24 protein-coding genes and 1 riboswitch are annotated in these 25,160 nt (G+C 72.3%); of the genes, 8 read left to right on the top strand and 16 right to left on the bottom strand.

The genetic code is table 11. From position 1 onward, the window contains the following. Positions 1-38: 38 nt before the first annotated feature. The 7 genes from EBO15_RS05545 to EBO15_RS05515 form a co-directional block, all read right to left on the bottom strand. The gene (locus EBO15_RS05545) at positions 39-803 is read right to left on the bottom strand and encodes a fumarylacetoacetate hydrolase family protein (RefSeq protein WP_122193216.1); all 765 of its coding nucleotides are present in this window, start codon (positions 801-803) and stop codon (positions 39-41) included. Positions 804-830: 27 nt separating this feature from the next. Further along, complete coding sequence (locus EBO15_RS05540; RefSeq protein WP_122193215.1) at positions 831-2,438, bottom strand: cellulose binding domain-containing protein; 1,608 nt, start codon at positions 2,436-2,438, stop codon at positions 831-833. Positions 2,439-2,548: 110 nt separating this feature from the next. Continuing rightward, positions 2,549-2,908, bottom strand: coding sequence for a hypothetical protein (locus tag EBO15_RS05535; protein WP_122193214.1), 360 nt, complete (start codon positions 2,906-2,908; stop codon positions 2,549-2,551). Positions 2,909-3,094: 186 nt separating this feature from the next. Next, on the bottom strand, positions 3,095-3,379 hold the full coding sequence (locus EBO15_RS05530; protein WP_122193213.1) for a GNAT family N-acetyltransferase: 285 nt from the start codon (positions 3,377-3,379) through the stop codon (positions 3,095-3,097). Positions 3,380-3,425: 46 nt separating this feature from the next. Next, positions 3,426-5,006, bottom strand: coding sequence for a citramalate synthase (cimA, locus tag EBO15_RS05525; RefSeq protein ID WP_122193212.1), 1,581 nt, complete (start codon positions 5,004-5,006; stop codon positions 3,426-3,428). A 270-nt stretch (positions 5,007-5,276) separates the two neighbouring features. Next, a complete protein-coding gene (locus EBO15_RS05520) occupies positions 5,277-6,377 on the bottom strand; it encodes a branched-chain amino acid aminotransferase (protein WP_122193211.1) in 1,101 nt (366 codons plus the stop codon). Between the two features lie 191 nt (positions 6,378-6,568). After that, entirely contained in the window at positions 6,569-7,624 is a 1,056-nt protein-coding gene (locus tag EBO15_RS05515) for a 3-isopropylmalate dehydrogenase (RefSeq protein WP_122193210.1), read from the bottom strand. A 97-nt stretch (positions 7,625-7,721) separates the two neighbouring features. Then, positions 7,722-7,909, top strand: a riboswitch (cobalamin riboswitch). A 31-nt stretch (positions 7,910-7,940) separates the two neighbouring features. Here EBO15_RS05515 and EBO15_RS05510 point away from each other — a divergent pair. Both EBO15_RS05510 and EBO15_RS05505 read left to right on the top strand, forming a co-directional pair. Continuing rightward, positions 7,941-8,165 (top strand): CbtB domain-containing protein, encoded by a 225-nt coding sequence (locus tag EBO15_RS05510; RefSeq protein ID WP_122193209.1) that lies wholly within the window; start codon positions 7,941-7,943, stop codon positions 8,163-8,165. Then, the gene (locus tag EBO15_RS05505) at positions 8,165-8,950 is read left to right on the top strand and encodes a CbtA family protein (protein ID WP_233615990.1); all 786 of its coding nucleotides are present in this window, start codon (positions 8,165-8,167) and stop codon (positions 8,948-8,950) included. The genes EBO15_RS05510 and EBO15_RS05505 overlap by 1 nt, the downstream gene beginning before the upstream one ends. Positions 8,951-9,026: 76 nt before the next feature. On the opposite strand, the gene EBO15_RS05500 is transcribed toward EBO15_RS05505, so the two are convergent. After that, positions 9,027-9,824 (bottom strand): MBL fold metallo-hydrolase, encoded by a 798-nt coding sequence (locus tag EBO15_RS05500; protein WP_122193208.1) that lies wholly within the window; start codon positions 9,822-9,824, stop codon positions 9,027-9,029. Positions 9,825-9,871: 47 nt separating this feature from the next. On the opposite strand from EBO15_RS05500, the gene EBO15_RS05495 reads away from it, so the two are divergent. Continuing rightward, positions 9,872-10,270 carry a MerR family transcriptional regulator gene (locus EBO15_RS05495; protein ID WP_122193207.1) on the top strand — a complete coding sequence of 133 codons (399 nt, stop codon included), beginning with the start codon at positions 9,872-9,874 and terminating at the stop codon, positions 10,268-10,270. Positions 10,271-10,324: 54 nt separating this feature from the next. Here EBO15_RS05495 and EBO15_RS44050 read toward each other — a convergent pair whose 3' ends face one another. Next, complete coding sequence (locus EBO15_RS44050) at positions 10,325-11,002, bottom strand: (2Fe-2S)-binding protein (RefSeq protein WP_158628137.1); 678 nt, start codon at positions 11,000-11,002, stop codon at positions 10,325-10,327. After that, a complete protein-coding gene (locus tag EBO15_RS05485) occupies positions 11,002-12,219 on the bottom strand; it encodes an ROK family transcriptional regulator (protein WP_158628136.1) in 1,218 nt (405 codons plus the stop codon). Before EBO15_RS05485 ends, EBO15_RS44050 begins: the two co-directional genes overlap by 1 nt. 133 nt (positions 12,220-12,352) lie before the next feature. On the opposite strand from EBO15_RS05485, the gene EBO15_RS05480 reads away from it, so the two are divergent. The 4 genes from EBO15_RS05480 to EBO15_RS05465 are packed head-to-tail and all read left to right on the top strand — an operon-like array spanning position 12,353 to position 16,312. Then, positions 12,353-13,450, top strand: a complete 1,098-nt coding sequence (locus EBO15_RS05480) for a sugar ABC transporter substrate-binding protein (protein ID WP_122193205.1) — start codon at positions 12,353-12,355, stop codon at positions 13,448-13,450. Beyond that, the gene (locus EBO15_RS05475) at positions 13,447-14,184 is read left to right on the top strand and encodes an ATP-binding cassette domain-containing protein (protein WP_122193204.1); all 738 of its coding nucleotides are present in this window, start codon (positions 13,447-13,449) and stop codon (positions 14,182-14,184) included. The genes EBO15_RS05480 and EBO15_RS05475 overlap by 4 nt, the downstream gene beginning before the upstream one ends. Positions 14,185-14,237: 53 nt before the next feature. After that, on the top strand, positions 14,238-15,422 hold the full coding sequence (locus EBO15_RS05470) for a sugar ABC transporter permease (RefSeq protein ID WP_199744344.1): 1,185 nt from the start codon (positions 14,238-14,240) through the stop codon (positions 15,420-15,422). Then, complete coding sequence (locus EBO15_RS05465) at positions 15,419-16,312, top strand: ROK family protein (RefSeq protein WP_122193203.1); 894 nt, start codon at positions 15,419-15,421, stop codon at positions 16,310-16,312. Before EBO15_RS05470 ends, EBO15_RS05465 begins: the two co-directional genes overlap by 4 nt. Positions 16,313-16,693: 381 nt before the next feature. Here EBO15_RS05465 and serA read toward each other — a convergent pair whose 3' ends face one another. From serA to EBO15_RS05445, 4 genes are all read right to left on the bottom strand, one after another. Further along, on the bottom strand, positions 16,694-18,283 hold the full coding sequence (serA, locus tag EBO15_RS05460) for a phosphoglycerate dehydrogenase (protein WP_122193202.1): 1,590 nt from the start codon (positions 18,281-18,283) through the stop codon (positions 16,694-16,696). A gap of 263 nt (positions 18,284-18,546) precedes the next feature. Continuing rightward, positions 18,547-19,974, bottom strand: a complete 1,428-nt coding sequence (locus EBO15_RS05455) for a M1 family metallopeptidase (protein ID WP_122193201.1) — start codon at positions 19,972-19,974, stop codon at positions 18,547-18,549. Positions 19,975-20,124: 150 nt separating this feature from the next. Beyond that, a complete protein-coding gene (locus EBO15_RS05450; RefSeq protein WP_122193200.1) occupies positions 20,125-20,760 on the bottom strand; it encodes a thymidylate synthase family protein in 636 nt (211 codons plus the stop codon). Positions 20,761-21,120: 360 nt separating this feature from the next. Next, the gene (locus tag EBO15_RS05445) at positions 21,121-22,638 is read right to left on the bottom strand and encodes a DUF2079 domain-containing protein (RefSeq protein ID WP_122193199.1); all 1,518 of its coding nucleotides are present in this window, start codon (positions 22,636-22,638) and stop codon (positions 21,121-21,123) included. Between the two features lie 104 nt (positions 22,639-22,742). On the opposite strand from EBO15_RS05445, the gene EBO15_RS05440 reads away from it, so the two are divergent. After that, positions 22,743-23,528, top strand: a complete 786-nt coding sequence (locus EBO15_RS05440; RefSeq protein WP_122193198.1) for a hypothetical protein — start codon at positions 22,743-22,745, stop codon at positions 23,526-23,528. A 56-nt stretch (positions 23,529-23,584) separates the two neighbouring features. Here the strand turns inward: EBO15_RS05440 and ilvC are convergent, their stop codons facing one another. Then, positions 23,585-24,568 (bottom strand): ketol-acid reductoisomerase, encoded by a 984-nt coding sequence (gene ilvC / locus EBO15_RS05435; RefSeq protein ID WP_122193197.1) that lies wholly within the window; start codon positions 24,566-24,568, stop codon positions 23,585-23,587. Between the two features lie 65 nt (positions 24,569-24,633). Beyond that, on the bottom strand, positions 24,634-25,158 hold the full coding sequence (ilvN, locus tag EBO15_RS05430; protein ID WP_122193316.1) for an acetolactate synthase small subunit: 525 nt from the start codon (positions 25,156-25,158) through the stop codon (positions 24,634-24,636). Positions 25,159-25,160: the final 2 nt, after the last annotated feature.

Genomic DNA, 25,160 nt, shown 5'->3' with positions numbered 1-25,160 from the left:
GTACGACGGTCGTGCGCCCGCCGGGGCGCCGGGCGCGGTCAGTCGCGCGCGACGATCCGGTTGGCGAGCGTGCCGATGCCCTCGATCTCGACGGTCACCTCGTCGCCGATCTCCATCGGCCCGACGCCCGCCGGGGTGCCGGTGAGGATCACGTCGCCGGGGAGCAGGGTCATGACCTGGGTCACGTACTCCACCAGCGCCGGGATGTCGTGGCTGAGCTGGGAGGTGCGGGCGTCCTGCTTGACCTCGCCGTTCAGCCGCGTCGTGATCGCCAGGTCGGACGGGTCGAGCTCGGTCTCGATCCACGGGCCGAGCGGGCAGAACGTGTCGAAGCCCTTGGCGCGCGTCCACTGCCCGTCCCGCTGCTGGAGATCGCGGGCGGTGACGTCGTTGGCGCAGGTGTAGCCGAGGATGACGTCCTGCGCGCGGGACGCGGGGACCTCCCGGCACAGCCGGCCGATCACGATGGCGAGCTCGCCCTCGTAGTCGACGCGCTGGGACAGCTTCTCCGGGTAGGCGACGGCCTCGCCGGAGCCGATCACGGTCGTGGACGGCTTGCTGAAGATCACCGGCTCCGCGGGCGGCTCGCCGCCCATCTCCCGGGCGTGCTCGGCGTAGTTCTTGCCGATCGCGATGACCTTGCTGGGCAGGATCGGCGCGAGCAGCCGCACGTCGGCCAGCGGGAAACGGTGCCCGGTGAAGGTCAGATCCCCGAACGGGTGCGCCGCGATGGCGGCGATGGTGTTCTCTTCGACCACCCCGAAGGACATGCCTTCACCGGTGGAGAACCTCGCGATTCGCATGTTCAGCAGCCTAATCGCCGTGCGGACTCAGAATCCGCACGCCCGTCCGGCGAGCTGGCAGCCCTCCGGGCGGGCGGGCACGCCGGTGGCGCCGAAGCGGACCGTCCAGCTGCCGCCGGGCGGGATGGCGACCGTCCCGTCGATCTCCACGTGCGTCCCGCCGTGGACGAGCTCGGCGCCCCAGATCGAGTGGACGTCGGCGCGCGGCGTGTCGAACGTGATCTTCCAGCCGGTCAGTGGGGCCGAGCCGGGGTTGGTGACGACGAACTGGCCCTCGAAGTACCCCTGGCTCTGCTGGACGATCTGGTAGGTGATCCCGTTCCCCCGCGTGACCGGCCCGGACGGCGCGGACTCCGGGGCCTCGGTCGGCGGAGGCGTCGCCCCCGGCGTCCCGGAGGGCGACTCGGACGGACCGCCTGTGGGCTCCTCGGTGGGCGAGGCGCTCCCCGACGGCTCGTCCGAGGGGCCGCCGGTGGGCTCGGGCGACGCGGACGACGTCGGCTCCGGGGATCCGCTCTCCGTCCCCGGCGAGGACACGGCGGGCGTCGCCGTCGCCGCGGCGTCGTCCTTGCCGGACGAGCCGCCGAGCAGCATGGTCGCCCCGACGCCGGCCAGGACGAGCAGCACGCCCACGGCGAGCGCGACCAGGGGCCACGGGCGTCGCCTCCGGCCGCCCGGGGCGGGCGTGGGAGTGCCCGAGGGCGCCATGACGCCCCCGATCCCCGAGCCGCCCCCGGCGGGGGCTCCTGGGGTTCCTGGGGCTCCGCTGGGTCCCGAAGGGCCGGAGATTCCGGAGGGGCCGGTCGGGGGGACGCCGAAGGCCGCCCTCGAACCGGACGGCGGGGTGCCCCCGGCCACGCTCCGGTCCCCGGTGTGCGGCCCGGCGGAGGACGGCGAGGGCGGCCCCGCGGGCGTCCGCCGCGTCTCCGGCTTGGGCGGGATGCCCTCCGCGCCCAGCGCGACCACGGCTTCGCCCGAGGGGGCGCCCACGGGCGGCGTCGGGTGGTCGGGCACGGGCGGCGGTGCGGGCGACTCATGGTGGCCGGGCGCACCCGCGCCTGCGTCCGCGCCTGCGCCTGCACCCGCGTCCGCAGACGGTTCGGCGAGACCGACCGGCTCGGCGCCGAACATGGCCGTCCAGTCGTCTTCGGAGGGTGCGGGCGGCGCAACGGGTTCCGAGGGCGCGGTGTCGTTCGGCGCGGGGGTTCCGAAGGGGATCGCGTCCGGGTCCTCGCGCCGGGGGATCGGGACGTCGGTGACCGTCACGGACGCGAGGTCCAGGTCGTCGGACGGCGGGGGGACGACGTCGACCTCGGCCCCCTCGGGGATCGTGTCGACGTCCCCGGCGGGCACGGCGGGGACAGCGGGCACGGCGGCCTCGGGGAGGTCGGTGACCGTGGCGACGGGCGCCGGGAGATCGGTGACCGTCTCGACCGGGGGCGGATCGTCGGACGGCGGAGGACCGTCGTCCACCTGCGGATCGTCGTCCGGCGGTGGCGGGGCGCCGGGCCCCGGGGCGTCGGTCAGGGTGTCGTCCGGAGTGGGGCCGGGGTCGGCGGATCGCCGTCCGCGGATCGCGAACTCCGCGGTGTTCGTGTGGTCCGGGGGGACGTACCCCGGGGAATCGCCGCTCACCTGGTCACCTCTCCAGCGCGTGGTCTCACGGGATGCGACGGTCGGCGAGGCGTTCCGGTTCGCCCCGGGACGGGATCATTCGCCGGGATGGACGGACGGCGCCGGGACGGCTACTCCCCGGAGCCGCGGCGGGCGGCGCGCCGCTGGTGCCGGTTGAGCATGTCGGTGATGAGGCCGATCGCGTCCGGGGTGGTGGTGTCCGGGGCGCCGCTGAGCCAGCGGGTGGCCTCGGCGAGCAGTTCCTCGGCGGAGTCGCCCGCCCGGCGCTCGTCGGCGAGGCGGCCGAGGACGTCGCCCAGGCGCAGCGCGGCCCCCGGGCTGCCGGCCTCGGCGGCGCGCCGGTACCAGGACGCGGCCTGTTCGAGGTCGCCGTCGCGTTCGAAGGTCTCGCCGAGGCCGAAGGCGAAGCCCGCGAACGTCTCGCCCTCGCCGGTCCGTACGGACTCGGGACGCCAGGTTCGGACGGGCATGGGTCTCTCCGGGGTCGGCTTGCGGAAAGGGCGCGCACACCGGTTGTCCCGCGGCGCGCGATCTCGAATCACTCATGGTGGCCGTCCCGCACCGCCTCCGCCACCTGTTTGGCCATGTTCACCGGCTTTTCTGGTGTTCGTGCACCTACTTCGTGTCACATCACCTGGTCAGGGCACATCTCCAGGTCAGTGGACGAGGTCCTGGTAGTCCGGGTGCTTCTCGATCCAGCCCTTGATGAACGGGCACAGCGGGACGACCGTCCGGCCGCCGCCCCGGACGTCGTCGAGGGCGCCGCGGGCGAGCGCGCTCCCGACGCCCTGCCCCTCGTACTCCGGGAAGATCTCGGTGTGGACGAAGACGACGATCCCGCCGTTGGCGCGCAGTGCGTACTCGGCGAACCCGGCGAGGGTCCCGTCGACGGTGATCTCGTAGCGGCTCTGCTCGCGGTTGTCCGTGACGACTTTGCTCATGCCCCGACAATGCCCGATCGGCGCCGGGGATTCCCGTCCGGGGCGGTCAGTTGGCGGGCTCGTGTCCCGCGTGGAGCAGGCAGTAGGTGACGGCCTCCTCCAACGCCTGCCAGGACGCGGCGATGACGTTGTCCTCGACGCCGACGGTCCCCCACTCGCGCTCGCCGTCGCTGGACTCGATGAGCACGCGGGTGCGGGCGTCGGTGCCGTGCGTCCCCTCCAGGATGCGGACCTTGTAGTCGGTCAGCTCCATGCGGGCGAGCTCCGGGTAGAGGCGTCCGAGCGCGAGGCGGAGCGCGTTGTCGAGGGCGTTGACGGGGCCGTTGCCCTCGCCCGTGGCGATGATCCGCTCGCCCTTGGCGTGGAGCTTCACGGTGGCCTCGGAGACCATCGAGCCGTCCGGGCGGCGCTCGACGATCGTCCGCCACGACTCGACGTCGAAGTGCCGGGGCCGGACGCCGGTGAGCTCCTCGCGCAGCAGCAGTTCGAAGGACGCGTCGGCGGCCTCGAAGGTGTAGCCGGTGGACTCCAGGTCCTTGACGCGGGTGACGACGGAGGCGGCGAGCTCGCCGGACAGGTCGTAGCCGAGTTCGCGGCCCTTCAGCTCGACGGACGCGCGCCCGGCCATGCTGGAGACGAGCATCCGCATGTCGTTGCCGACGGCGGCGGGGTCGATGTGCTGGTAGAGGTCCGGGTCGACCTTGATCGCGGACGCGTGCAGCCCGGCCTTGTGCGCGAACGCCGACAGCCCGACGTACGGCTGCTGCGAGGACGGCGCGACGTTGGTGACCTCGGAGACGGCGTGCGCGGTGCGGGTCATGAGCGCGAGCTGGTCGTCGGAGACGAGCCGCATCCCGCGCTTGAGCTGGAGGTTCCCGACGAGGGTGAAAAGGTTGGCGTTGCCGCTGCGCTCGCCGTAGCCGTTCGCGCAGCCCTGGACGTGCGTGGCGCCCGCGCGGACGGCGGCCAGCGAGTTGGCGACCGCGCAGCCCGAGTCGTCGTGGCAGTGGATGCCGACGCGCGCGCCGACGGACACGACGTCGTGGACGACCTCGGCCAGCTCGTCCGGCAGCATGCCGCCGTTGGTGTCGCAGAGCGCGACGACGTCGGCGCCGGCCTCGGCGGCCGTCCGGACGACCTCCAGCGCGTACGCGCGGTTGGCGAGGTAGCCGTCGAAGAAGTGCTCGGCGTCCAGGAAGACGCGCCGGCCCTCCGCGCGCAGGTGGGAGACCGTGTCGCGGATCATCGCGAGGTTCTCCTCCAGGGTCGTGCGGAGGGCCAGCTCGACATGGCGGTCGTGGCTCTTGGCCACGAGCGTCACGACGGACGCCCCCGAGTCGCGCAGGGCGGCCACCTGAGGGTCGTCGGCGGCCTTCACTCCGGCCCGGCGGGTCGCGCCGAACGCGGCGAGCTGCGCGTTCCCCAGCCCCAGCTCTGTTCGAGCGCGGCGGAAGAACTCGGTGTCCTTGGGGTTGGCACCCGGCCAGCCGCCCTCGATGAAGCTCACGCCGAGCGCGTCGAGGTGACGCGCGACGGCGAGCTTGTCGTCCACGGAGAGGTTGAGGCCCTCCTGCTGCGAGCCGTCACGCAGCGTGGTGTCGTACACGTGAAATGCGTCGCCCTGCATGTGTGAACCCTTCGAGGGAGACGGGACCGCGCCGGAAAACAGAAAGACCCCTCACGGACGTGAGAGGTCTGCGCGCCGGCGGTGTTCCGTCAGATGCCGGCGCGCCAGCCAATAATCACCAGGCTGATGCGCATGATGCCCCGAGCATGCCACACCCGTCTCAAAATCACCAACTCCCGTCTCATATAACGAGACAACACCTGGTCATGGGCATGAGAAAGCCCCGCACAGCGTCCAAAAGGGCTGTGCGGGGCCGTCTCACGAACCAGGTCAGGAGACCTTGTGGACCCAGCCGTACGGGTCGGGGCGGTGGCCGAACTGGATGCCGATCAGTTCCTCGCGCAGGCGCATGGAGACCGGTCCGGGCTCCCCGTCGCCGATCGTCCACGCGCGGTCGGTGCCCTTGACGGCGCCGACCGGGCTGATGATCGCGGCGGTGCCGCAGCCGAAGACCTCGGTCAGCTCGCCGGACTCGCAGCCGTGCTGCCACTCGTCGATGTTGATCTTGCCTTCCTCGGCCTGGATGCCGAGGTCGGGCGCGAGCGTGAGCATCGAGTCGCGGGTGATGCCGGGAAGGAGCGTCCCGGTCAGCGCCGGGGTGAGGATGCGCGCCTGGGAGCCGGAGCCGTAGACGAACATCAGGTTCATCGAGCCGACCTCCTCGACCCAGCGGTGCTCGACGGCGTCCAGCCAGACCACCTGGTCACAGCCGTTCGCGACGGCCTGGGCCTGCCCGGCGAAGGACGCGGCGTAGTTGCCGCCGGTCTTGGCCGCGCCCGTGCCGCCGGGGGCGGCGCGGGTGAAGTCCTGGGACAGCCAGACGGTGACGGGCTTGATGCCTCGCGCGTAGTAGTTCCCGCACGGCGAGGCGATGATCGTGAAGAGGTACTCGTCCGCGGGCTGGTTCACGCCGAGCTGCCGGGTCGTGGCGATCATGAACGGCCGCAGGTAGAGGCTGTGCCCCTCGGTCGTCGGGACCCAGTCGCGGTCGGTGGAGACCAGCACCTCCAGGGCCTTGACGAACAGCTCCTCGGGGATCTCCGGCATCGCCATGCGCTGGGCGGAGGCGTTCATCCGGGCGGCGTTGGCGTACGGGCGGAACATGACGATCGAGCCGTCCACCTGGCGGTAGGCCTTCAGGCCCTCGAACAGCTCCTGCGCGTAGTGCAGGACCTGGGCGGCGGGGTCGAGCGTGATCGGGCCGTAGGGCTCGAGCTTGGCGTCGTGCCAGCCCTTGTCCTTGTGATAACGGATCGTGATCATGTGATCAGTGAAGTACTGGCCCCACCCGGGATCGGCCAGGATCCCCGCGCGGTCCTCCGCCGAGACGGAGTTCTCGTTGCGGATGATCTCGAAGTCGAGCGTGCTCATCGTGGATGTCCTCTCCCGGATCGCCAGGCGGCTCCGTTGCCGCCCGACCTTCCCTAGTGCCTATTGTCGTACTTAGTCCAGACCTGGTTAACGACCTGGCCGGACCGACTTCGCCGGAGACGGCGGGCACGATGGGAAAACCGGGCGCGCCGTCTGCGGCGCGCCCGGTCATGGCTGGTCGGCGAGCGCGCCTACCCGGCTACTCGCTTGGCGATGGCGTCGCCGATCTGCGCGGTGGAGCGGACGCCCGATCCCGCGCGCTCGACGAGGTCCTCGGCCACGGCGGACTCGACCCGGCGCGCGGCCGCGGTCTCTCCGAGGTGGTCCAGAAGCATCACGACGGACAGGATAGTGGCTGTCGGGTCCGCCTTGCCCTGCCCGGCGATGTCCGGGGCGCTGCCGTGGACCGGCTCGAACATGGACGGGGCGGTGCCGTCGGGGTTGACGTTGCCGGACGCGGCGAGCCCGATGCCGCCCGCGACGGCCGCGCCGATGTCGGTGATGATGTCGCCGAAGAGGTTGTCGGTGACGATCACGTCGAACCGCCGCGGCTGGTTGACGAAGTACATCGTCGCCGCGTCCACGTGGCAGTAGTCGGTCTCGACCTGCGGGAACTCCTCGCCGACGCGCTTGAGCGTGCGCTGGTAGAGATCACCCGCGTAGGCGAGGACGTTGTCCTTGTGGACGAGCGTCAGCTTCTGCCGCGGACGCGCCGCGGCCTGCTGGAAGGCGTACCGGACGACCCGCTCGACGCCGAAGGCGGTGTTGACGCTCTCCTGCGTGGCGATCTCGTGCGGGGTGCCCTTGCGGATCACGCCGCCGGTGCCCGCGTAGAGGCTCTCGGTGCCCTCGCGGACGACCAGCATGTCGATGTCGTCCGGGCCGACGCCCGCGATCGGGGAGGTCGCGCCGGGCAGGAGCTTGACCGGCCGCAGGTTCGCGTAGTGGTCGAACTCGAACCGGGTGCGGAGCAGCAGGCCGCGCTCCAGCAGCCCGGACGGCACGGACGGGTCGCCGATCGCGCCGAGCAGGATGACGTCCTGGTCGCGCAGCTCCGTGAGGACCGAGTCGGGGAGGACCTCGCCGGTGCGGTGGTAGCGCGCGGCGCCGAGGTCGTACTCGGTCTGCTCGAACGTCAGGTCGTGGGCGGGGGCGACGGCCTCGAGAACCTTCAGCCCCTCGGCGACGACCTCGGGGCCGATCCCGTCACCGGGGATGGCCGCGAGTCGGATGCTGCGGGAAGCCATACGCAGACTGTACCGCATTGTCTCAGTCAATGAGCATGCGTCTCACACAGTGAGACCCTCGGAGGCCGATCGGACTTGACGGCCCAACCCCCCAAAGGGGACGCTTCGGCTGACAAGTTCACATTGAGGCGACGGTGTGCAGGAACCCGGTGCGATTCCGGGACGGTCCCGCCACTGTGACCAGGGAGCCTCCCCCGCTCGTGACCACGGCCCGACACCGGCCGGAAGGCCGGCGGGAGGCGGAGATCTGGGAGTCAGGACACTGACCCGTCGTCCTCCCGCTACCGGGGCGAGTGCACCCCGTGAGGAGACCCTGATGGCCCAGTCCGTCGTTTCGCCGCAGACCGCCGTTTCGCGGCCCGCGCCGCTGCGGATCCCCGTCCGCGACATCGTCCCGTGGGCGGTGTTCGCCGCCGTCCTCGGACTCGTCCTGATCTACTTCGTCGGCGCGGAGCAGGGCGCGACGTCCCTGATCTCCGGGACGTGGGTCCACGAGTTCACCCACGACGGCCGGCACCTGCTCGGCTTCCCCTGCCACTGATGGCGTCCTCGAACGTCACCGGCTCGAACGTCAACGCTTCGACGACCGCGGCCCCGGACGCCGGCGCGCCCGCGCAGGCGATGACCATGCGCGCCCTGCTGGTCCGGGGGATGCTCGTGGGGATCGCCGGGGCGGCGCTGGCGCTCGTCGTCGCGTGGATCTACGGAGAACCGCAGGTCGGAGCCGCGATCTCCTTCGAGGAGGCGCACGCCGGCCACGCCGGGCACGAGCCGGAGGTGGTGTCGCGGGCCGTCCAGAAGTCGGCCGGGCTGATCACCGCGGTCGGGTTCTACGGCGTCGCGATCGGCGGGATCTTCGCCATCGCGTTCGCCTTCGCCTACGGACGGCTCGGAGCGCTCCACGCGCGGGCCACGGCGGCGCTGGTGGCGCTGCTGGGGTTCGCCGCGGTCGAGGGCGTCCCGTTCCTGAAGTACCCGGCGACTCCCCCGGCCGTGGGCAATCCGGACACGATCGGCAGCCGGACGGCCCTGTACTTCGGCATGGTCGCGATCGGGATCGCCACCGTCGTCGGAGCGGTGATCGTCTGCCGCAGGCTCGTCCCCCGGTTCGGGACGTGGAACGCGGTCACCCTGTCGGCCGTCGCGTTCGCGCTGGTCAACGCGGTGCTGTTCCAGGTGACCCCGAAGCCGGACGCCATTCCCGAGCACTTCCCCGCCGAGACGCTGTGGGACTTCCGCATCGCCTCGCTGGGGATGCAGGCCGTCCTGTGGGCGACCCTCGGGCTGCTGTTCGGGTGGCTGACCGAACGGTCCGTACGGAAGTGAGCGGGCGGGGGCCGGCGGGTTCGCCGGCCCCCACCACCGGCCCCACCACCGACCCCACCGGCGACCCCGCGTCCGGTCAGAGGTAGCGGGCCAGTTCCCACGGGTCGTGCGCGGAGAACACCTCGACCTCGTCGCCGTGGTCGCGGACCAGTTCGCGCAGCCGGGCCTGCGTGCCGATCCGCAGGTCCTCGTGGATCTGCGACATGGTCTGGACGGCGTCCATGAGGGGGTGCGGTTCCTTCGCGTCCTGCATCTCGCGGTGGTAGTAGTACGCGTCGCCGCAGTGCAGGAGCCACCGGTCGGCGTCCCTGACGGCGACCCCGGTGTGGCCCTCCGTGTGACCGCCCAGCGGGACGAGCTTGACGTCCGCCTCCAGGCCCTTCAGCGGGATCGCGCCGAAGCCGAACCAGCGCTCGTCGGGCGTGGCGTCGTAGGCGACCCACTTGGGGTCGTGCGCCCAGTGCGCCGGACGGTAGCGGCCGTCGGCGCCCTCCGCGAGCGCGGCGTCCCGCTCGGCTCCGAGGAGGTGGACGGCGGCGTCCGGGAAGTCGGGGAGGCCGCCGCTGTGGTCGACGTCCAGGTGGGTGACGACGATGTGCCGCACGTCGGACGCGTCGTAGCCGAGCCGCTCGACCTGGCGGACGGCGGTCTCCGACTCGTCCAGCGTGGGCCCGGCCATGGCGACCCAGTCCGCGCCGAGCGTCCCCTCGGGGTCGCGGACGTTCCCGAGCCCGAGTCCGGTCTCGACCAGGACGAGACCGTCGGAGTCGGTCTCGACGAGCAGGCAGTGGTTCACGGCGGCCTTCGGCTCGGGGCCGTCGTAGGTCGCCTCGAGGGTCGTCATGGAGCCGCAGTTCAGGTGGTGGATTCTCATGCCGGATATGCTGCGACTTGAAGCGCGGTTCAAGTCAAGGGAGTTCCGTGAACGAGGCACTGCTGGACATCGGCGAGGTCGCGCGGCTCTCCGGCCTCGCGCCGTCCGCGCTCCGGTTCTACGAGTCCAAGGGCCTGATCGAGCCCGCCGGACGCAACGGGCACCGGCGCGCGTACCGTCCCGTGGTGCTGGAACGCCTCGGGGTGATCAAGTGCGCGCGCAGCGCCGGGTTCTCGATCGCCGAGGTCGCGAGCTTCCTGACGGCCCGTCCGGGGGACGGCATGCGCGAGCGCCTGACGGCGAAGGCCGATTCGCTGGACGACCAGATCGCGCAGCTCACCCGCCTCCGCGACAGCCTCCGTCACGCGGCGGTCTGCGAACACGACCCGGTCGTCGAATGCCCCGACTTCAGGCGGGCCATTGGCCGCGTCCCCGCAAGGGACTGAGCCGCGTCCCCGCAAGGGACTGAGCAGTGTCCCGGCCGGGGACTGAACGGCGACTCAGACAGACCGGCGGTCCAGGAGGGCGCAGTCGCCGCACATTTCGCCGCCGGGTGGGACCTTGTAGTACAGGCAGCAGCTTCGGCGGACGTAGCCGTACCGGGTGAACTCTCCCGCGGTGTCGAAGGGCGGGCGCGTCAGGAGGGCCTGGACGAACGGGGTCAGGGTCGGGGCCAGGTCGGGCGCCATGCGGGCCGCGTAGAGGGTCCCGGACAGGGCGGACGCGGCGTTTCCCCAGATCAGGCCGTCCGCGAGCTTGGCGACCTTCAGCATCGTGTCGCGCAGCGGGCGGAGCTGGCCGTCCACGACGGTCTCGAACGCGTTGGCCGGGGTCGCGGGCAGGCCGGTCGGGGCGGCCAGCCATAGCGCGATGGGCGCGCCCGGGGCCCAGCGCCAGTGCAGGGACGCCAGGTCGGGGACGACGCCGAGAGCGCCCGCCACGACGACCGGGGACCAGAGGCGGGACGCGATGCCCTGGAACAGGATGCTCGCGGCGACGCGCCGGTCCCCTGTCCCGAGGCGCTGGGCGTACTGGTCGATGAGGCCGTCCAGGCGCTCGGGGTCGGTTTCGGGGAGGGGACGCCAGGTCAGGTCGACCTCCTCGTCCGGGTCGGTCGAGACGGCGAAGTACGGGCCGAGGCCGGCGGCGCGGCGGAGGGCCTCCTTGACGTCGCGCATCAGCCGACCGCCGGTTCCGCGACGGTGCGGTGGAAGACGATGTCCATGGCCGTGGTGACTCCGATCGCGAGGGCGCCGAGGACGGTGGCGTCCGCTCCCAGGGCGGACGGCTCGACGGGGGGCGGGTCGAGGGGGGTCATGTCGGCGAGCCGCTCGCGGACGGCGTCCAGCAGGACGTCCTGACCGTGCCGGACGAGGCCGCCGCCGATCACCACCAGGCGCGGGTCCAGGACGGCGATCACGCTGGCCAGGGCGCGGCAGACGTTCCCCGCCTCGTACCGGACGGCCTCGGCCGCGAGCGGGTCGCCCGCGCGGGCCGCGTCGTACACCCCGGCCGTCGTCAGCCGGCCCGGCATGCCGAGACGCCGGGCCGTGGCGACGAGACCCGCGGCCGACAGCACGCTCTCCAGCATGCCGTGCCGCCGCGCCCCGGGCGCGCGGGTGAGCGGGTCGGTCTCGACGAGCGGCAGGAAAGCGATCTCGCCCGCGGCTCCGCGCGCGCCCCGGAAGAGCTCGCCATTCAGGACGATCCCCATGCCGAGGCCCGTCCCGACGGAGAGGAACACGAAGTCGGGGACGCCGCGTCCGAGCCCGTGGGCCTGCTCGCCGAGGGCGGCGAGGGCGATGTCGTTCTCGACGAGGACGGGCGCGGGCAGGCGTCCGACGAGGTCGCGGGTGACGCCCGGAACGTCCCAGCCGGGCAGGTTGGGCGCGAGGCGCAGCCGGTGCTCCCCGGTGTCGTGGACGCCGGGGGTTCCGATCACGATGTGCGTCAGGTCGGCGGGCGCGCATCCGGCCTCGGCGGCGAGCTCGTCCACGAGGGCCACCAGCTGGTCGGTCAGCTCGCCGGGACCGCCCGCCCGCGACCGGACGTCCCGCCTGACCAGCACCTTTCCGTCGAGGCCGCAGAGCGCCGCGCGGACCCACTCGCGGCCGACGTCGATGCCGACGGCGCGTCCCGCGTCGGGGTGGATCTCGTACAGCATCGCGGCGCGTCCGGCGTGGCCCGTCCGGTGCCCGACCGTGCGGACGAGCCCGGCGCGCTCCAGGTCGGCCAGCGCGAGCGACACGGTCGGCTTCGACAGTCCCGTCTCGCGCGCCACCTCGGGGCGGGACACCGGGCCGAGCTCCCGGATCCGCTCGTACACCGCCCGCTCGTTCATCACCCTCAGCACACTGGTGGTGCTGGCCACCGGCCTGCCGATCGCCGCCGTCACCCCTGGTCCCCCCAACACTGCGTCCGCGGGTGTCCACCGCGTCCCCGAACCGGATCGTCGCATGCCCTTGTTTTGTTAGGAAGCCTCTCTTACTTTCAACTCAACGGCGAGCCGACCCGAAGGCGGTGCGTGCATGCACTCCACGACCCGGTTGCGATTCCCACGAACCGCCGCTTCGGCGGCGATCCTCCTCCTCGCCCTCACCGCCTGCGGAGGCGGGGGCGGAGGCGGCAAGGGCACGTCCTCCCACGACTCGGCGACCATCGCGCTCCTGCTGCCCGAGTCCAAGACCACCCGGTACGAGGCGTTCGACCACCCGCTGTTCGAGCAGCGCGTGAAGCAGCTGTGCCCGCGCTGCTCCGTCATCTACGCCAACGCCGACCAGGACCCCGCCAAGCAGCAGAACCAGGTCGAGTCCGCGCTCACCCGGGGCGCGAAGGTGATCGCCCTCGACGCCGTGGACGCCAAGGCCGTCGCGCCGCAGGTCAACGAGGCCGGACGGCGGCACGTCCCGGTCATCGCCTACGACCGGCTCATCACGGGCGTGAACTACGCCTACTACGTCTCGTTCGACAACGTCCGCGTCGGCCGGATGCAGGGCCAGGCGCTCCTGGACGCCCTGAACGCCCGGCACACCCTCGGCAAGGGACGCGTCGTCATGCTGAACGGCTCGCCCACCGACCCCAGCTCCGCCGACTACAAGAAGGGCGCGCACAGCGTCCTGGACGGCAGGGTCCCGATCGGCCGCGAGTTCGACACGCCCGACTGGAGCCCCGACAAGGCGCAGCAGGAGATGGAGCAGTCCATCACCGCGCTCGGCCGCGACTCGATCATCGGCGTGCTGTCGGCGAACGACGGCATGGCGGGCGGCGCGATCACCGCGATGCGCCGCGCCGGATACCGTCCGCTCCTCCCGGTCACCGGGCAGGACGCCGAGCTGACGGCCGTCCAGCGGATCCTCTCCGGCGACCAGTACATGACCGTCTACCTGAACATCAAGGCGCAGGCGTACAAGTCGGCCGAACTCGCCGTCGCGCTGGCGCGCGGGGAGAAGCCCGCCGCGCCGGCGAAGGTGTCCAACGGCTCGGGCGAGGTCCCGGCGTTCCTGCTCGCCCCGACGGCCGTCACCCGCGACAAGGTCAAGGACACGATCCTCAAGGACGGCTTCTACACCGTCTCCCAACTCTGCTCCGGCAACGCCGCCACCTGCAAGAACGCGGGGCTCCAGTGACCGCGCCCGTCCTGTCGGCCCAGGGGGTCGGGCGGTCCTTCGGGGCCGTCCGGGCCCTGGACGGCGTGACGCTCGACCTGGGCGCCGGGGAGGTGACCGCGCTCGTCGGCGACAACGGCGCGGGCAAGTCCACGCTGGTCAAGATCCTGTCCGGGGTCGTGACGCCGGACGCCGGGCGGATCGTCCTCGGGGGCGAGCCGGTCCGGATCGTCCGGCCGCACGACGCCCGCGCGCTCGGGATCGCGACCGTCCACCAGGACCTCGGGCTCTGCGAGAACCTCGACGTCGTCGCGAACCTGTTCCTCGGCGCGGAGCCGCACCGCTGGACGCTGCTGCGCTCGCTGCGGATGGAGCGCACCGCGCGCGACCTGCTGGCGTCCCTGGACGTCCGGATCCCGGACCTGCGCACCCCGGTCGCGTCCCTGTCGGGAGGCCAGCGGCAGTCCGTCGCGATCGCCCGCGCGCTGCTCGGCGAGCCCCGCGCCGTCCTGCTGGACGAGCCGACCGCCGCGCTCGGCGTCGAGCAGACCGCGCAGGTCCTGGCGCTGATCCGCCGGCTGCGCGACCGCGGGCTCGCCGTCCTGGTCATCTCGCACAACCTCGCGGACGTCCGGGCCGTCAGCGACCGCATCGCCGTTCTGCGCCTGGGCCGCGACGCGGGCGTCTTCCGCACCGCGGACACCTCGACCGAGACCGTCGTCGCCGCCATCACCGGGGCCGAGGCCGCCGCGTGACCAGGAGGGCCGCGTGACCAGGACAGCCCCGTGACCAGGACAGAGGAGCAGACGTGAACCCGTCACTCGACCTGCCCGGACTCGGCGACCGGCGGCTCCGGCTGCCGCGGCCGTCCGGGAACGATCCCGGGGCGCTGCCCGTCGTCGCCGGGCTCGCGCTGATCGCCGTCGTGTTCGGCTCGCTGAACGGCCACTTCCTGTCCAGCGAGAACCTCACCAACCTCGCGCTCCAGATGGCCGCGACCGGCACCATCGCGCTCGGGATCGTCCTGGTGCTGCTGCTCGGCGAGATCGACCTGTCGGCCGGGTCGGTGAGCGGGCTGACGGCCGTGGTGATGACGGTGCTGAACGTCCACGAGCACGTGCCGTCCGGGCTCGCGGTGCTGCTCGCGCTCGGCACGGCCGCGCTGGTCGGGCTCGCGCACGGGCTGATGTTCACCGTCCTGCGGATGCCGTCGTTCGTGGTCACGCTCGCCGGGCTGATCGGCTGGCAGGGCCTCATGCTGTACCTGCTCGGCCGCGACGGGACGATCAACCTCCCGTTCGACGGCCCGGTCTCCACGCTGAGCGACACCTGGCTGCCCGCCTGGCTGAGCTGGGCGATCGTGGTCGCGGCGGGCGCGGCGTCCCTGGTCGCGGGGCTGCTCGTCCGCCGGGCGAGGACGCGGACGGGACTGCCGGTGTCCGGCCCGGTCCCGCTCGCGCTGCGCACGGGCGCGCTGGTGGCGGTGCTCGCGGCGGCCGTCGCGGTCATGTCCGGCGACCGGGGCGTCCCGCTGACGCTGGTGGTCTTCGGCGGGCTGGTCGTCCTGCTGGACCTGGCGCTGCGGCTCACCCTGCCCGGACGCTGGGTCTACGCGGTCGGCGGGAACGCCGAGGCGGCGCGGCGCGCGGGGATCGCGGTGACGCGCGTCCGCCTGCTGGTCTTCGCCGGGTCGTCGGTGCTGGCCGGGGCGGGCGGGATCCTCGCGGCGAGCCGCCTGTCGGCGGTGAACCAGAGCTCGGGCGGTAGCGACATCCTGCTGAACGCGATCGCCGCGGCCGTCATCGGCGGGACGAGCCTGTTCGGCGGGCGCGGACGGGCCTACGCCGCGCTGCTCGGCATCCTCGTCATCCAGTCCGTCGCGAACGGGATGCTGCTGCTCAACGTGGACTCCTCGGTCCGGTTCATGGTGACGGCCGGGGTCCTGGCGCTCGCCGTCGCGATCGACTCGGCCGCGCGCGGCGGCCGCCGGTGAGCGCCGGGTTCGTCCTCGGGATCGACTTCGGCGGCACCAAGATCGCGATGGCGGCGGCCGCGCCGGACGGGACCGTCCTCCGGAGCGTCCGGCTGGCGACCCGGGCCGGGGACGGCGCGCCGGTCGTCCTGGAACGCGCCCTGGAGGCGGCGCGGCGTCTCGCCGCCGAGACCGAGCGGGACGAGGGTCCCCTGGTCGCGGCCGGTGTCGCCACGTTCGGCGTCGTCCGGGGCGACCGGGTGCTGCTCGCGCCGAACGTGCCGGGCTGGGAGGAGCTGCCGCTCCCCCGGCTGCTGCGCGACGGGCTCGAGGCGCCCGTCGTCCGGCTCGACAACGACGTCAACGCCGCGACGGCCGCCGAGCTGCGCTGGGGCGGCCTCGCGGGGACGGGCACCGGCCTGTACGTGAACCTCGGGACCGGCCTCGGCGCGGGCGTCGTCGCGGGCGGGCGCCTCGTCCGCGGCGCGAACGGCGCGGCGGGCGAGATCGGCTACCTGCTGCGGTCCCCCGGCGAGCCGGGCCACGGCGCGGGACGCGCGCCCCTGGAGGAGCACGTGTCGGGCGGCGGGCTGGCGCGGCGCGCGTCCGCGCTCACCGGGCGGGAGGTCACCGCGCCCGAGCTGTTCGGGCCGTCCGTGCCCTCGGAGCTGCGCGTCCTGCGGGACCGGGCGCTCGGTGACCTGGGCATGGCGGTCGCCAACCTGGCGATCATCCTCGATCCGGAGCGGATCGTGCTCGGCGGCGGCATGGCCGCCGAACCGGCCCTGGTCTCCCGGGTCGAGCACCTGCTGGCCCGGGCCGTGCCGTTCCCTCCGGCGCTGGAACCGGCCCATTTCGGCGCGGACGCCGCCCTGCGCGGAGCCCTCGCCCTCGCGCTGGACTCCCTGTAGCGGCAGGCCGCCGGGGTCAGAGGCCGCGGCGGTCCAGGGCCGTCTGGAGGGCGCGCTTGGCCTCTTCGGCGGCGTCGTCGGACAGCGTGGCGATGGTCTGAGACGGCATGACGGAACTCCGGTCGTCGCTGGTGGTGTGGGATGCGGGGAGGGCTCGGGACCGTGGTTCGCACGTCCCCGGGTCCGGTCGGAACCCGCTCACGGCAGCGGAGGATGTCCGCGGAACGCCGCTTTCGCTCCCTTGTGACGTTACCTCCGGATCGACGACTTGTCTTGACCGGTGGCGTTTCGTCTCACCATCCGAGACGACATATGGGGTGAACTGGGCAAAAAGAACGGGCGGGTGGTCGACACCACCCGCCCGTCCCGGAATCCGGAGCCTCAGGAGTCGAGGTCGACCCGGCGGCCCATGTCGGCGCCGACCTCGGCGGCGATGGCGTCCACCAGCTGCGCCGGAATCGCCTCGTCCACGGTCAGCGCGATCAGCGCCCGGCCGCCCTTGACGTCCCGGCCGACCTGCATGCCCGCGATGTTGACGCCCGCGTCGCCGAGCAGCTTGCCGACCACGCCGACGATGCCCGGGCGGTCGCTGTAGGAGAAGAACGCCATGTGCGCCGTGGGCAGCAACTCCATGTCGTAGCCGTTGATCTCGATGATCCGCTCGTGGTGCTTCGGCCCGGTCATCGTGCCGGAGACCGAGATCACCGCGCCGTCGCCCATCGTGCCGCGCACCTGGACGATGTTGCGCCAGTCCGGGCTGTCCTCGGACGTGGTGAGCGACACCTCCACGCCCCGGTCACGGGCCAGCAGCGGCGCGTTGACGAACGTGACCGACTCCTCGACCACGTCGGAGAACACGCCCTTGAGGGCGGCCAGCTCCAGCACCTTCACGTCGTGCCCGGTGATCTCGCCGCGGACCACGACGTCCAGCCGCACCGGGACGCCGCCCGCGAGCGCGGTGAAGATCCGGCCGAGCTTCTCGGCCAGCGGCAGGCCCGGCTTGACGTCCTCGGCGACCGCGCCGCCCTGGACGTTCACGGCGTCCGGCACGAACTCGCCGGACAGCGCCAGCTTCACCGAGCGGGCGACCTGCGTGCCCGCCTTCTCCTGCGCCTCGTGCGTGCTCGCGCCGAGGTGCGGGGTGGCCACGACGTTGTCGTGCACGAACAGCGGGCTGTCGGTGCAGGGCTCGGTGGAGAACACGTCCAGGCCCGCGCCCGTGACCCGGCCCTCCTTGAGCGCCAGGTCGAGCGCGCCCTCGTCCACGATGCCGCCGCGCGCCGCGTTCACGATCCGCACGGACGGCTTGACCATGCGCAGCTCGCGGTCGCCGATCAGCCCGAGCGTCTCGGGCGTCTTCGGCAGGTGGACGGTGACGAAGTCGGACTCGGCGAGCAGCTCGTCCAGCGTGACCAGCCTCACCCCGAGCTGCGCCGCGCGGGCGGCCTGCACGTACGGGTCGAACGCGATCACGTTCATGTCGAACGCGGCGAGGCGCTGCGCGACCAGGACGCCGATCCGGCCGAGGCCGAGGACGCCGACGGTCTTGCCCTGGAGCTCGACGCCGGTGTACTTGGACCGCTTCCACTCGCCCTGCTTCAGCGCCGCGTGCCCCTGCGGGACGTTGCGGGCGATGGCGAGCAGCAGCGCGATCGCGTGCTCGGCGGCGGTGACGATGTTGGAGGTCGGGGCGTTCACGACCATGACGCCCGCCTTGGTGGCGGCCTCGACGTCGACGTTGTCGAGGCCGACGCCGGCGCGGGCGACGACGCGGAGCTTCGAGGCGTGCTCGAAGACCTCGGCGTTGACCTTGGTGGCGGAGCGGACGATCAGCGCGTCGACGTCGGCGACGGCCGGGAGCAGCGCGGCGCGGTCGGCGCCGTCCACGTGGCGGACCTCGAAGTCGTTCTCGAGGACCGCGAGGCCGGCCGGGGAGAGTTCTTCTGCGACAAGGACGACAGGCTTGCTCAAGGAACAGTCCTTCGGATGGTGGATTGTCAGCACTGGCTGTGCGAATACATCGCGAGCTCACCCCGTCGTGCCCTCGCCTGCCCTCCGAGTCTATAGGGAGCCCGGAGGCCGGACGGCGGCCCCCATGACACTCACGGGTAACCGCTGCCGGACCCTCTCGACCTGCGGAAACCCCCACGGGGAAAGGCGGAGAGGCCACCGGCCCGCCCGCTGATCGCGGACGGGCCGGTGGCCTGGGGGGAGGGAAGGAAGGACCCTGGAGATCAGTGTCCGGGCGCGACGGCCGGACGGCCCGCCGTGTACAGCCAGGTCTTGACGATGTCGTCGATGTTCTTGCCGGAGACCCGCTCGAGGTGCCGGACGAACTGGGCGACGGTCGCGTCCCCGCCGCCCTTGGCCGCCTGCCAGGTCCGCAGCGCCTTGAAGAACGCCTGGTCGCCGAGGCGCAGCCGGATGGCGTGGACGGCGAGGGCGCCCCGGTCGTAGACCTGGTCGGCGAACGGGTCCTGCGCGCCGGGGTCGCCGGGCAGCAGGTTCCACCACTCGTCGCCCGCCGGGTGCGCGTTGTAGACCTTGTCGGCCTCCGCCTGCGTGGTCGACTCCTTGGCGTGCTCCGCCCACAGCCACTCGGCGTAGGTCGCGAAGCCCTCGTTCAGCCAGATGTCCTTCCAGTTGTGGACGGACACGTTGTCGCCGAACCACTGGTGCGCGTTCTCGTGGACGACGACGCTGAAGTCCGGCTTGCCCTTGGCGAAGAACTTGGGGCTGTAGAACGGCCGCGTCTGGGTCTCGATGGCGAACCCGGCCTTGGTGTTCGGGACCGTCCCGCCGACGGCGTCGAACGGGTAGCGGCCGAACAGCGAGCTCTCCCACTTCAGGATCTCGGGAGTGCGCTTCAGGCTGGTCAGCGCGTTGGCCTTGGTGTCGGCGGGCAGGTCCGAGCCGATCGCGTACTCGTACGGCAGGCCGTTCGGGGTGCGTCCCTTGACGATGTCGAACTTCCCGACGGCCAGGGTCGCCAGGTAGGTGGCCTGCGGACGGTTCTCGCGCCAGCCGTAGGTCGTCCACCCGTTCCTGCTGTGGACGCCGGTGGACACGCCGTTGCTGATCGCCTGGTGCCCGTCCGGGACGGTGACCGAGACGTCGAAGGTGGCCTTGTCGCGCGGGTGGTCGTTGCTCGGGTACCACCACCAGGCGCTCTCGGGCTCGTTCGCCGCGACGCCGCCGGTCGTGGTCCGCTGCCAGCTGGTGAACCCGTAGATCTTCACCGAGGACGGCACGCCACTGTAGGTGACGACCGTGGTGAACCGCTTGCCCTTGCGCAGCGTCCTGGGCGGCGTGATCACCAGCTCGTGCGCGCCCTCGGCGGTGAACTTCGCCGCCCGGCCGTCGACCGTGACCTTGCTGACCGACAGCCCGAAGTCCAGGTTGAACCTGGTCAGGCCCTGCGTGGCGCGGGCCTCGACGGTGGCGACTCCGTCGAGTTGATCGGTCGCCGGCTGGTAGTGGAGCTTGAGCCCGTAGTGGGAGACGTCGTAGCCTCCATTGCCATAGTCCGGGTAGTACGGGTCGCCGATGCCCGGTGCTCCCGGCCCGGCGGTCGGCGGGGCCGCCTGCACGGCGGCCTGTCCGCTGAGCAGGACGCCGGCGGCCCCGGCCGCCGCGATCGCGGCGCGCGCGCTGCTGCGCATTCGCACTCCTTTGTGTGAAGGGGGAATTGATCGCTAAACCTACTGGAAAAGTAGGAAATACCCTGGAGCGACACTCGTGACCTTGATCACATTTGCGCAAACGGGAAACCCTGCCCTGGTCAGCCGCCTATGCTCCGCCGTCCTCTCCGGTCAGGCGGCCTCGGGCTGGGCGGCGAGGATGGACGCGACGCGCTCCGCGTCCCGGACGGCGATGTGCGGGACGTCGATGAACACCCGCATCGGCCCGGACGGGAGGCCCAGCTCCTCGGCGACCTGAAGCTGCACCTCGCGCAGCGGGACGTAGGAGAGGTACGCCCGGTGCACGTCCTGCGAGCGGTACATGGCCGTCATGACCAGCCGGTACTCCCGCAGCCGGAACGCGAGCGCCACCAGGCCCGGGACGCTGTCGGCGGCCTCCCCCGGATCGGTCAGCGACACCCACGCGCTCGTCGTCCAGGGACGCGCGCGCAGGAGTCCGGCCGCCCAGTGCAGCTGGTCGGCGCCGTGCCGGTCGCGCAGGCGCCCGCCGATCCCGTCGGCCACCTCGGCGCGCTCCCGCGCCATCCGCGACCAGTGCGCGATCCGGGCCCGGTCGCCGTACGCGGCCAGGACCGGATCGTCCCAGCTCAGCGAGGCGACCTCGAAGAGGACGGGCGGGCCCTCAATGATCGGCCCGCGCTCCTCCATGCCCGCCTCACCGGCATGCCAGACGTGCCGCAGCAGGCCGATCCACGCCTGCCCGCACGTCTCCCAGTGCTGGAGGTCGCCCCCCACGGTGGGGACCACCTCACACCCCCACCGGCGGTGATTCCGGACAGGCCACAAGGAACTGCAGAGAATCACCTTCTCGCCCGCCGCGTCGCCGGCGGTCGTTCACCGTCCGAGCGTCCCGGTCCCACCCCCTGGTCCGGTCCGCGAAAGCGCCGTTCATCACTCTCGCCCCACTGCCGCTCGGGGCGCGGTCGCCATCGCAGGTTCGCGCCGGTGCGCGGAATCACCACGGCCGTCACGGCTTGACTTCAGTATCCGACAGCGAACCCCGAAAAGGTAGATTCCCCTCGCCTTTCGGTTCGGGAAATCTTTACACGGCGTGCTGACCGAGCCGTATCGGACGTCCCGTCCAACGACACCGGGAACGGCCTCCGGCTACCGGTGCAGGACGACGTAGCCGTCCCGCGAGAACACCGTCCGGTAGCCGTCGCGCGCGAGCAGGGCGACCCGCTCCCGCTGCTCGTCCACCGAGGTGAAGGGGAACTGCGCGTAGGCGACGTCGCCGACGACCCAGTCGGCCCAGCGCGGCGTCCGGTCCCAGAGCAGGACGTGCGTGCGACCGGACAGCGCGGGACCCGCGTGGTTGACCGCCTCGACCTCCACGCCGGACGGCACCCGCGACACGGCCGCGGCGGCGGCCAGCTCGCGCGCGCTCCGCGCGTAGAGGGAGCCGTCGGCGAGGGACCGGAACGCGAACGCGGGGACGGTGACGAGCGTCCCCGCCAGCATGCCCGCGACCAGCCACGTTCCGAGCCGTTCCAGCACGGGGGCGGCGTTCGCCGAGGCCGCGCGCCGGATCCGCGCCCGGTCCTGGACGCGCGTCGCGCCGTCCACCGCCGCGAGGACGAGGACCGCGACGAGGAACGCGTTGTAGTGGTAGTGCGGCGCCCACCAGTTGTCGAACTTCCCGGACAGCATCCGCTCCAGCAGCGGCGGGACGACCACGAGCGTCAGCGGCGACACCAGCGGCAGCGCCAGGAACGGCAGGACGAGCAGCGCCATCGTCCCGAGCTTCTCCGGCGGCGTGCCGAGCGCCGTCACCGCGTCCCACGGATGCGTCAGGACGTGCAGCGCCGCGCTCCTCATGTCGTGCCCGAAGTCGGTATAGGCGAAGTAGTAGTTCCCGTTCCCGCCGAACGCCGGGACCAGCACGCGCGACGCGACGGCCGTGGTCGCGAGGCCGACGGCCACCAGCGCCATCCCCAGCGGACGGTCGCCCCGCAGCGTCCGCCTCCGGCCGAGCCCCGTCGTCGGCCGCATCACCAGCAGGGACAGGCCGAACCCGGCGACGAGCAGGCCGGAGTCCTCCTTGACCAGCAGCAACAGGACGGCCGCGACCGCCGCCCGCCCGCGGCGTCCCGCGTCGAACCGCTCGATCGCGAGGGCCGTGAGCAGCGGCGCGAACGCGACCTCGTGGAAGTCGAACCGCAGCGCCTCGGCGATCGGCCAGGACAGCGCGTACGCGAGCGACGCGCACACGGCGGCGCCGCGTCCGAGGCGGCGCCGCGCGAACCGCCAGATCGGGACGATGGCCAGCGCGAACAGCACGGCCTGCGCGACCAGCAGCGTCGCCGGGCCGTCGTGCAGCCGGTAGAGCGGCGCGATCAGCGCCAGGATCGGCGAGAAGTGATCGCCGAGGATCGAGAAGTGCGGCCCGAACCCGTTGTGAACGCCCTTGACCGGCGCGACCGGAGGCCCGAAACGACTGTAGGAGCGCACCGCCTGATCGAAGATGACCAGGTCGTACGTGCTCGTCCGGAACGCCCGGAGCCGGAGCAGCGCGAACGCCGTGTAGACGGCCGAGGCGAGGAGGACGAGCACAAGAGGCGTTGCCCAGCCGCCCGGCCGGACGCGTCCCGCGGTCCTGTCGCCCGCCGTCACCGGAGCAGCCATCAGCCGGACGCTACCAGCCGCCCCGACACGCTGTGACGATTTCACGGTGCGCAGCCGCCTGGCCCTTTAACGTAACCGTGGACCCCGCCTCGACTGGAGAGCCCGTGACCCCGGACTGCACGATCAGTGTCCTGCACGACGTCCTGCGCGTGTACGACCACCGCTTCCTGGATCTCGACCGCGCGCACCGGGACCGGCTCATGGACGGCACCCGGCGGTTCCTCGGCGAGTCCGGGCTGAGCGACGACGTCCGGTCCGCGCTGCCCGCGTCGTACCGGCTGCGGGCGTTCTGCATCCAGCGCGGCCTGCGCGACGAGCTGGAACGCCTGATCCGGGACGAGGTGGCGGGCAGTCCCGGCGGCGCGGTCGTGGTCGGCGGGCGCGTCTACGCCATGTACCCCTACCTGCGCGGCGTCCCCCGGCAGGACGCCGACATCACGGCCGAGGTCGGCGTCGAGCACCGCCTGGAGGCGCTGGCCTGGAAGGACGGTCGCGTCCGCGTCACCGGCCACGCCGCCGTCGAACGCGTCGAGACCCCTCGCACCCACGTCGAGGTCCTGCTGCGTGAACGCGCCGCGCGCAGCGAGCACCGCGTCGCCGCCGAACCGTCCGGCGGCGGGTTCCGGGTGTTCCTCGACCCGTCCGTCCTCGCGCCGGGACGCTGGGACGTCCATGTCGCGGCGACCGCGCACGGCGTCACCCGGCAGGCCCGGTTCGGCCGCGTCCGCGAGCCGGGCCTGAGGCTGGACGACTCGTTCCGGCACGTCCCGGGCCGGGACACCGAGGCGGGCCTGTACCTGACCCGGGGCGGCCACCTCGCGCTGCTGGTCAGGGAGGCGCGCGGCCCCGCCCCGCTGCGCTCCAAGATCATTCGCCGTTTCACCCGCTGACCCCGGGAACGCGAAGAGGCGGGCGCCGGAGCACCCGCCTCTCCCAGGGAACGACGTCAGTCGTTCAGCCAGCTCATCATCGGACGGAGCTTGGCGCCGGTCTCCTCGATCGGGTGCTCGGCGGTCCGCTTGCGGTACTCGGCGAACTTCGCCTGGCCCGTCTCGAACTCGTTGATCAGTTCCTTGGCGTACTCGCCGGACTGGATCTCGCCGAGGATCCGCTCCATGGCCTTCTTGGTCTCCGGCGTGATGACGCGCGGGCCGCGGGTGAGGCCGCCGTACTCGGCGTTGTCGGACACCGACCAGTACATCTTGGAGATGCCGCCCTCGTACATGAGGTCGACGATCAGCTTGAGCTCGTGCAGCACCTCGAAGTAGGCGACCTCGGGCTGGTACCCGGCCTCGGTCAGCACCTCGAACCCGGTCTTGACCAGCTCGGACGCGCCGCCGCAGAGCACGGCCTGCTCGCCGAACAGGTCGGTCTCGGTCTCCTCGGTGAAGGTGGTCCTGATGCCGCCCGCGCGCAGGCCGCCGATGCCCTTGGCATAGGCGAGCGCGAGGTCCCACGCCTTGCCGGACGCGTCCTTCTCGACCGCGACGATCACCGGGACGCCGCGTCCGGCGGTGAACTGGCGGCGGACCAGGTGGCCCGGGCCCTTCGGCGCGACCATGGCGACGTCCACGCCCTCCGGCGGGTCGACCAGGCCGTAGCGGATGGAGAAGCCGTGGCCGAAGAACAGCGCGTCGCCCTCGACCAGCGCCGGCTTGATGTCGTTCTCGAAGATCTCGCGGTGGTGGTGGTCCGGCGCGAGCAGCATGATCAGGTCGGCCTCCTCGGCCGCCTCGCGCGGGGTGAGCACGCGCAGGCCCTCGGCCTCGGCCTTCTCCCGGCTGGCCGAGCCCTCGCGCAGGCCGACGCGGACGTCGACGCCGGAGTCGCGCAGCGACAGCGCGTGCGCGTGCCCCTGGCTGCCGTATCCGATCACGGCGACGTGCCGGTCCTGGAGGACGCTGAGGTCGGCGGCGTCGTCGTAGAACATCTCAGCCACTTCTATGAGCCTTTCGTTGCGGATTCAGGGTCGCGATTCGTGACGCGGACGCGGAACTAGGCGGAGCGGTCGATGGCGCGGAGCGAGCGGTCGCTGATGGACCGCGAGCCGCGTCCGACGGCGACCATGCCGGACTGGACGAGCTCCTTGATGCCGAACGGCTCCAGGACGCGGATGAACGCGTCCAGCTTCTCGCGGTTGCCGGTGGCCTCGATGGTGACCGCGTCGGGCGCGACGTCGACCACCTTGGCGCGGAACAGGTTCACCGTCTCCAGCACCTGCGAGCGGGTCTCGGCGTCGGCGCGGACCTTGACCAGGACCAGCTCGCGCTGGACGGACTGGGACGGGTCCAGCTCGACGATCTTGAGCACGTTGATCAGCTTGTTGAGCTGCTTGGTGACCTGCTCGAGCGGCAGGCTCTCGACGTTCACCACGATCGTCATGCGCGAGATGTCGGGGTGCTCGGTCGTGCCGACCGCGAGCGACTCGATGTTGAAGCCGCGCCGCGAGAACAGGGCCGCGACCCGGGCCAGGATGCCCGGCGTGTTCTCCACCAGCACCGAGAGGGTGTGTTGGGTCATCG

The organism is Actinomadura harenae (genome assembly GCF_003696215.1).
GTDB lineage: Bacteria > Actinomycetota > Actinomycetes > Streptosporangiales > Streptosporangiaceae > Spirillospora > Spirillospora harenae.
Note: the sequence above shows the minus strand (reverse complement) of the source record. Positions and strands in the feature narration are given on the sequence as shown.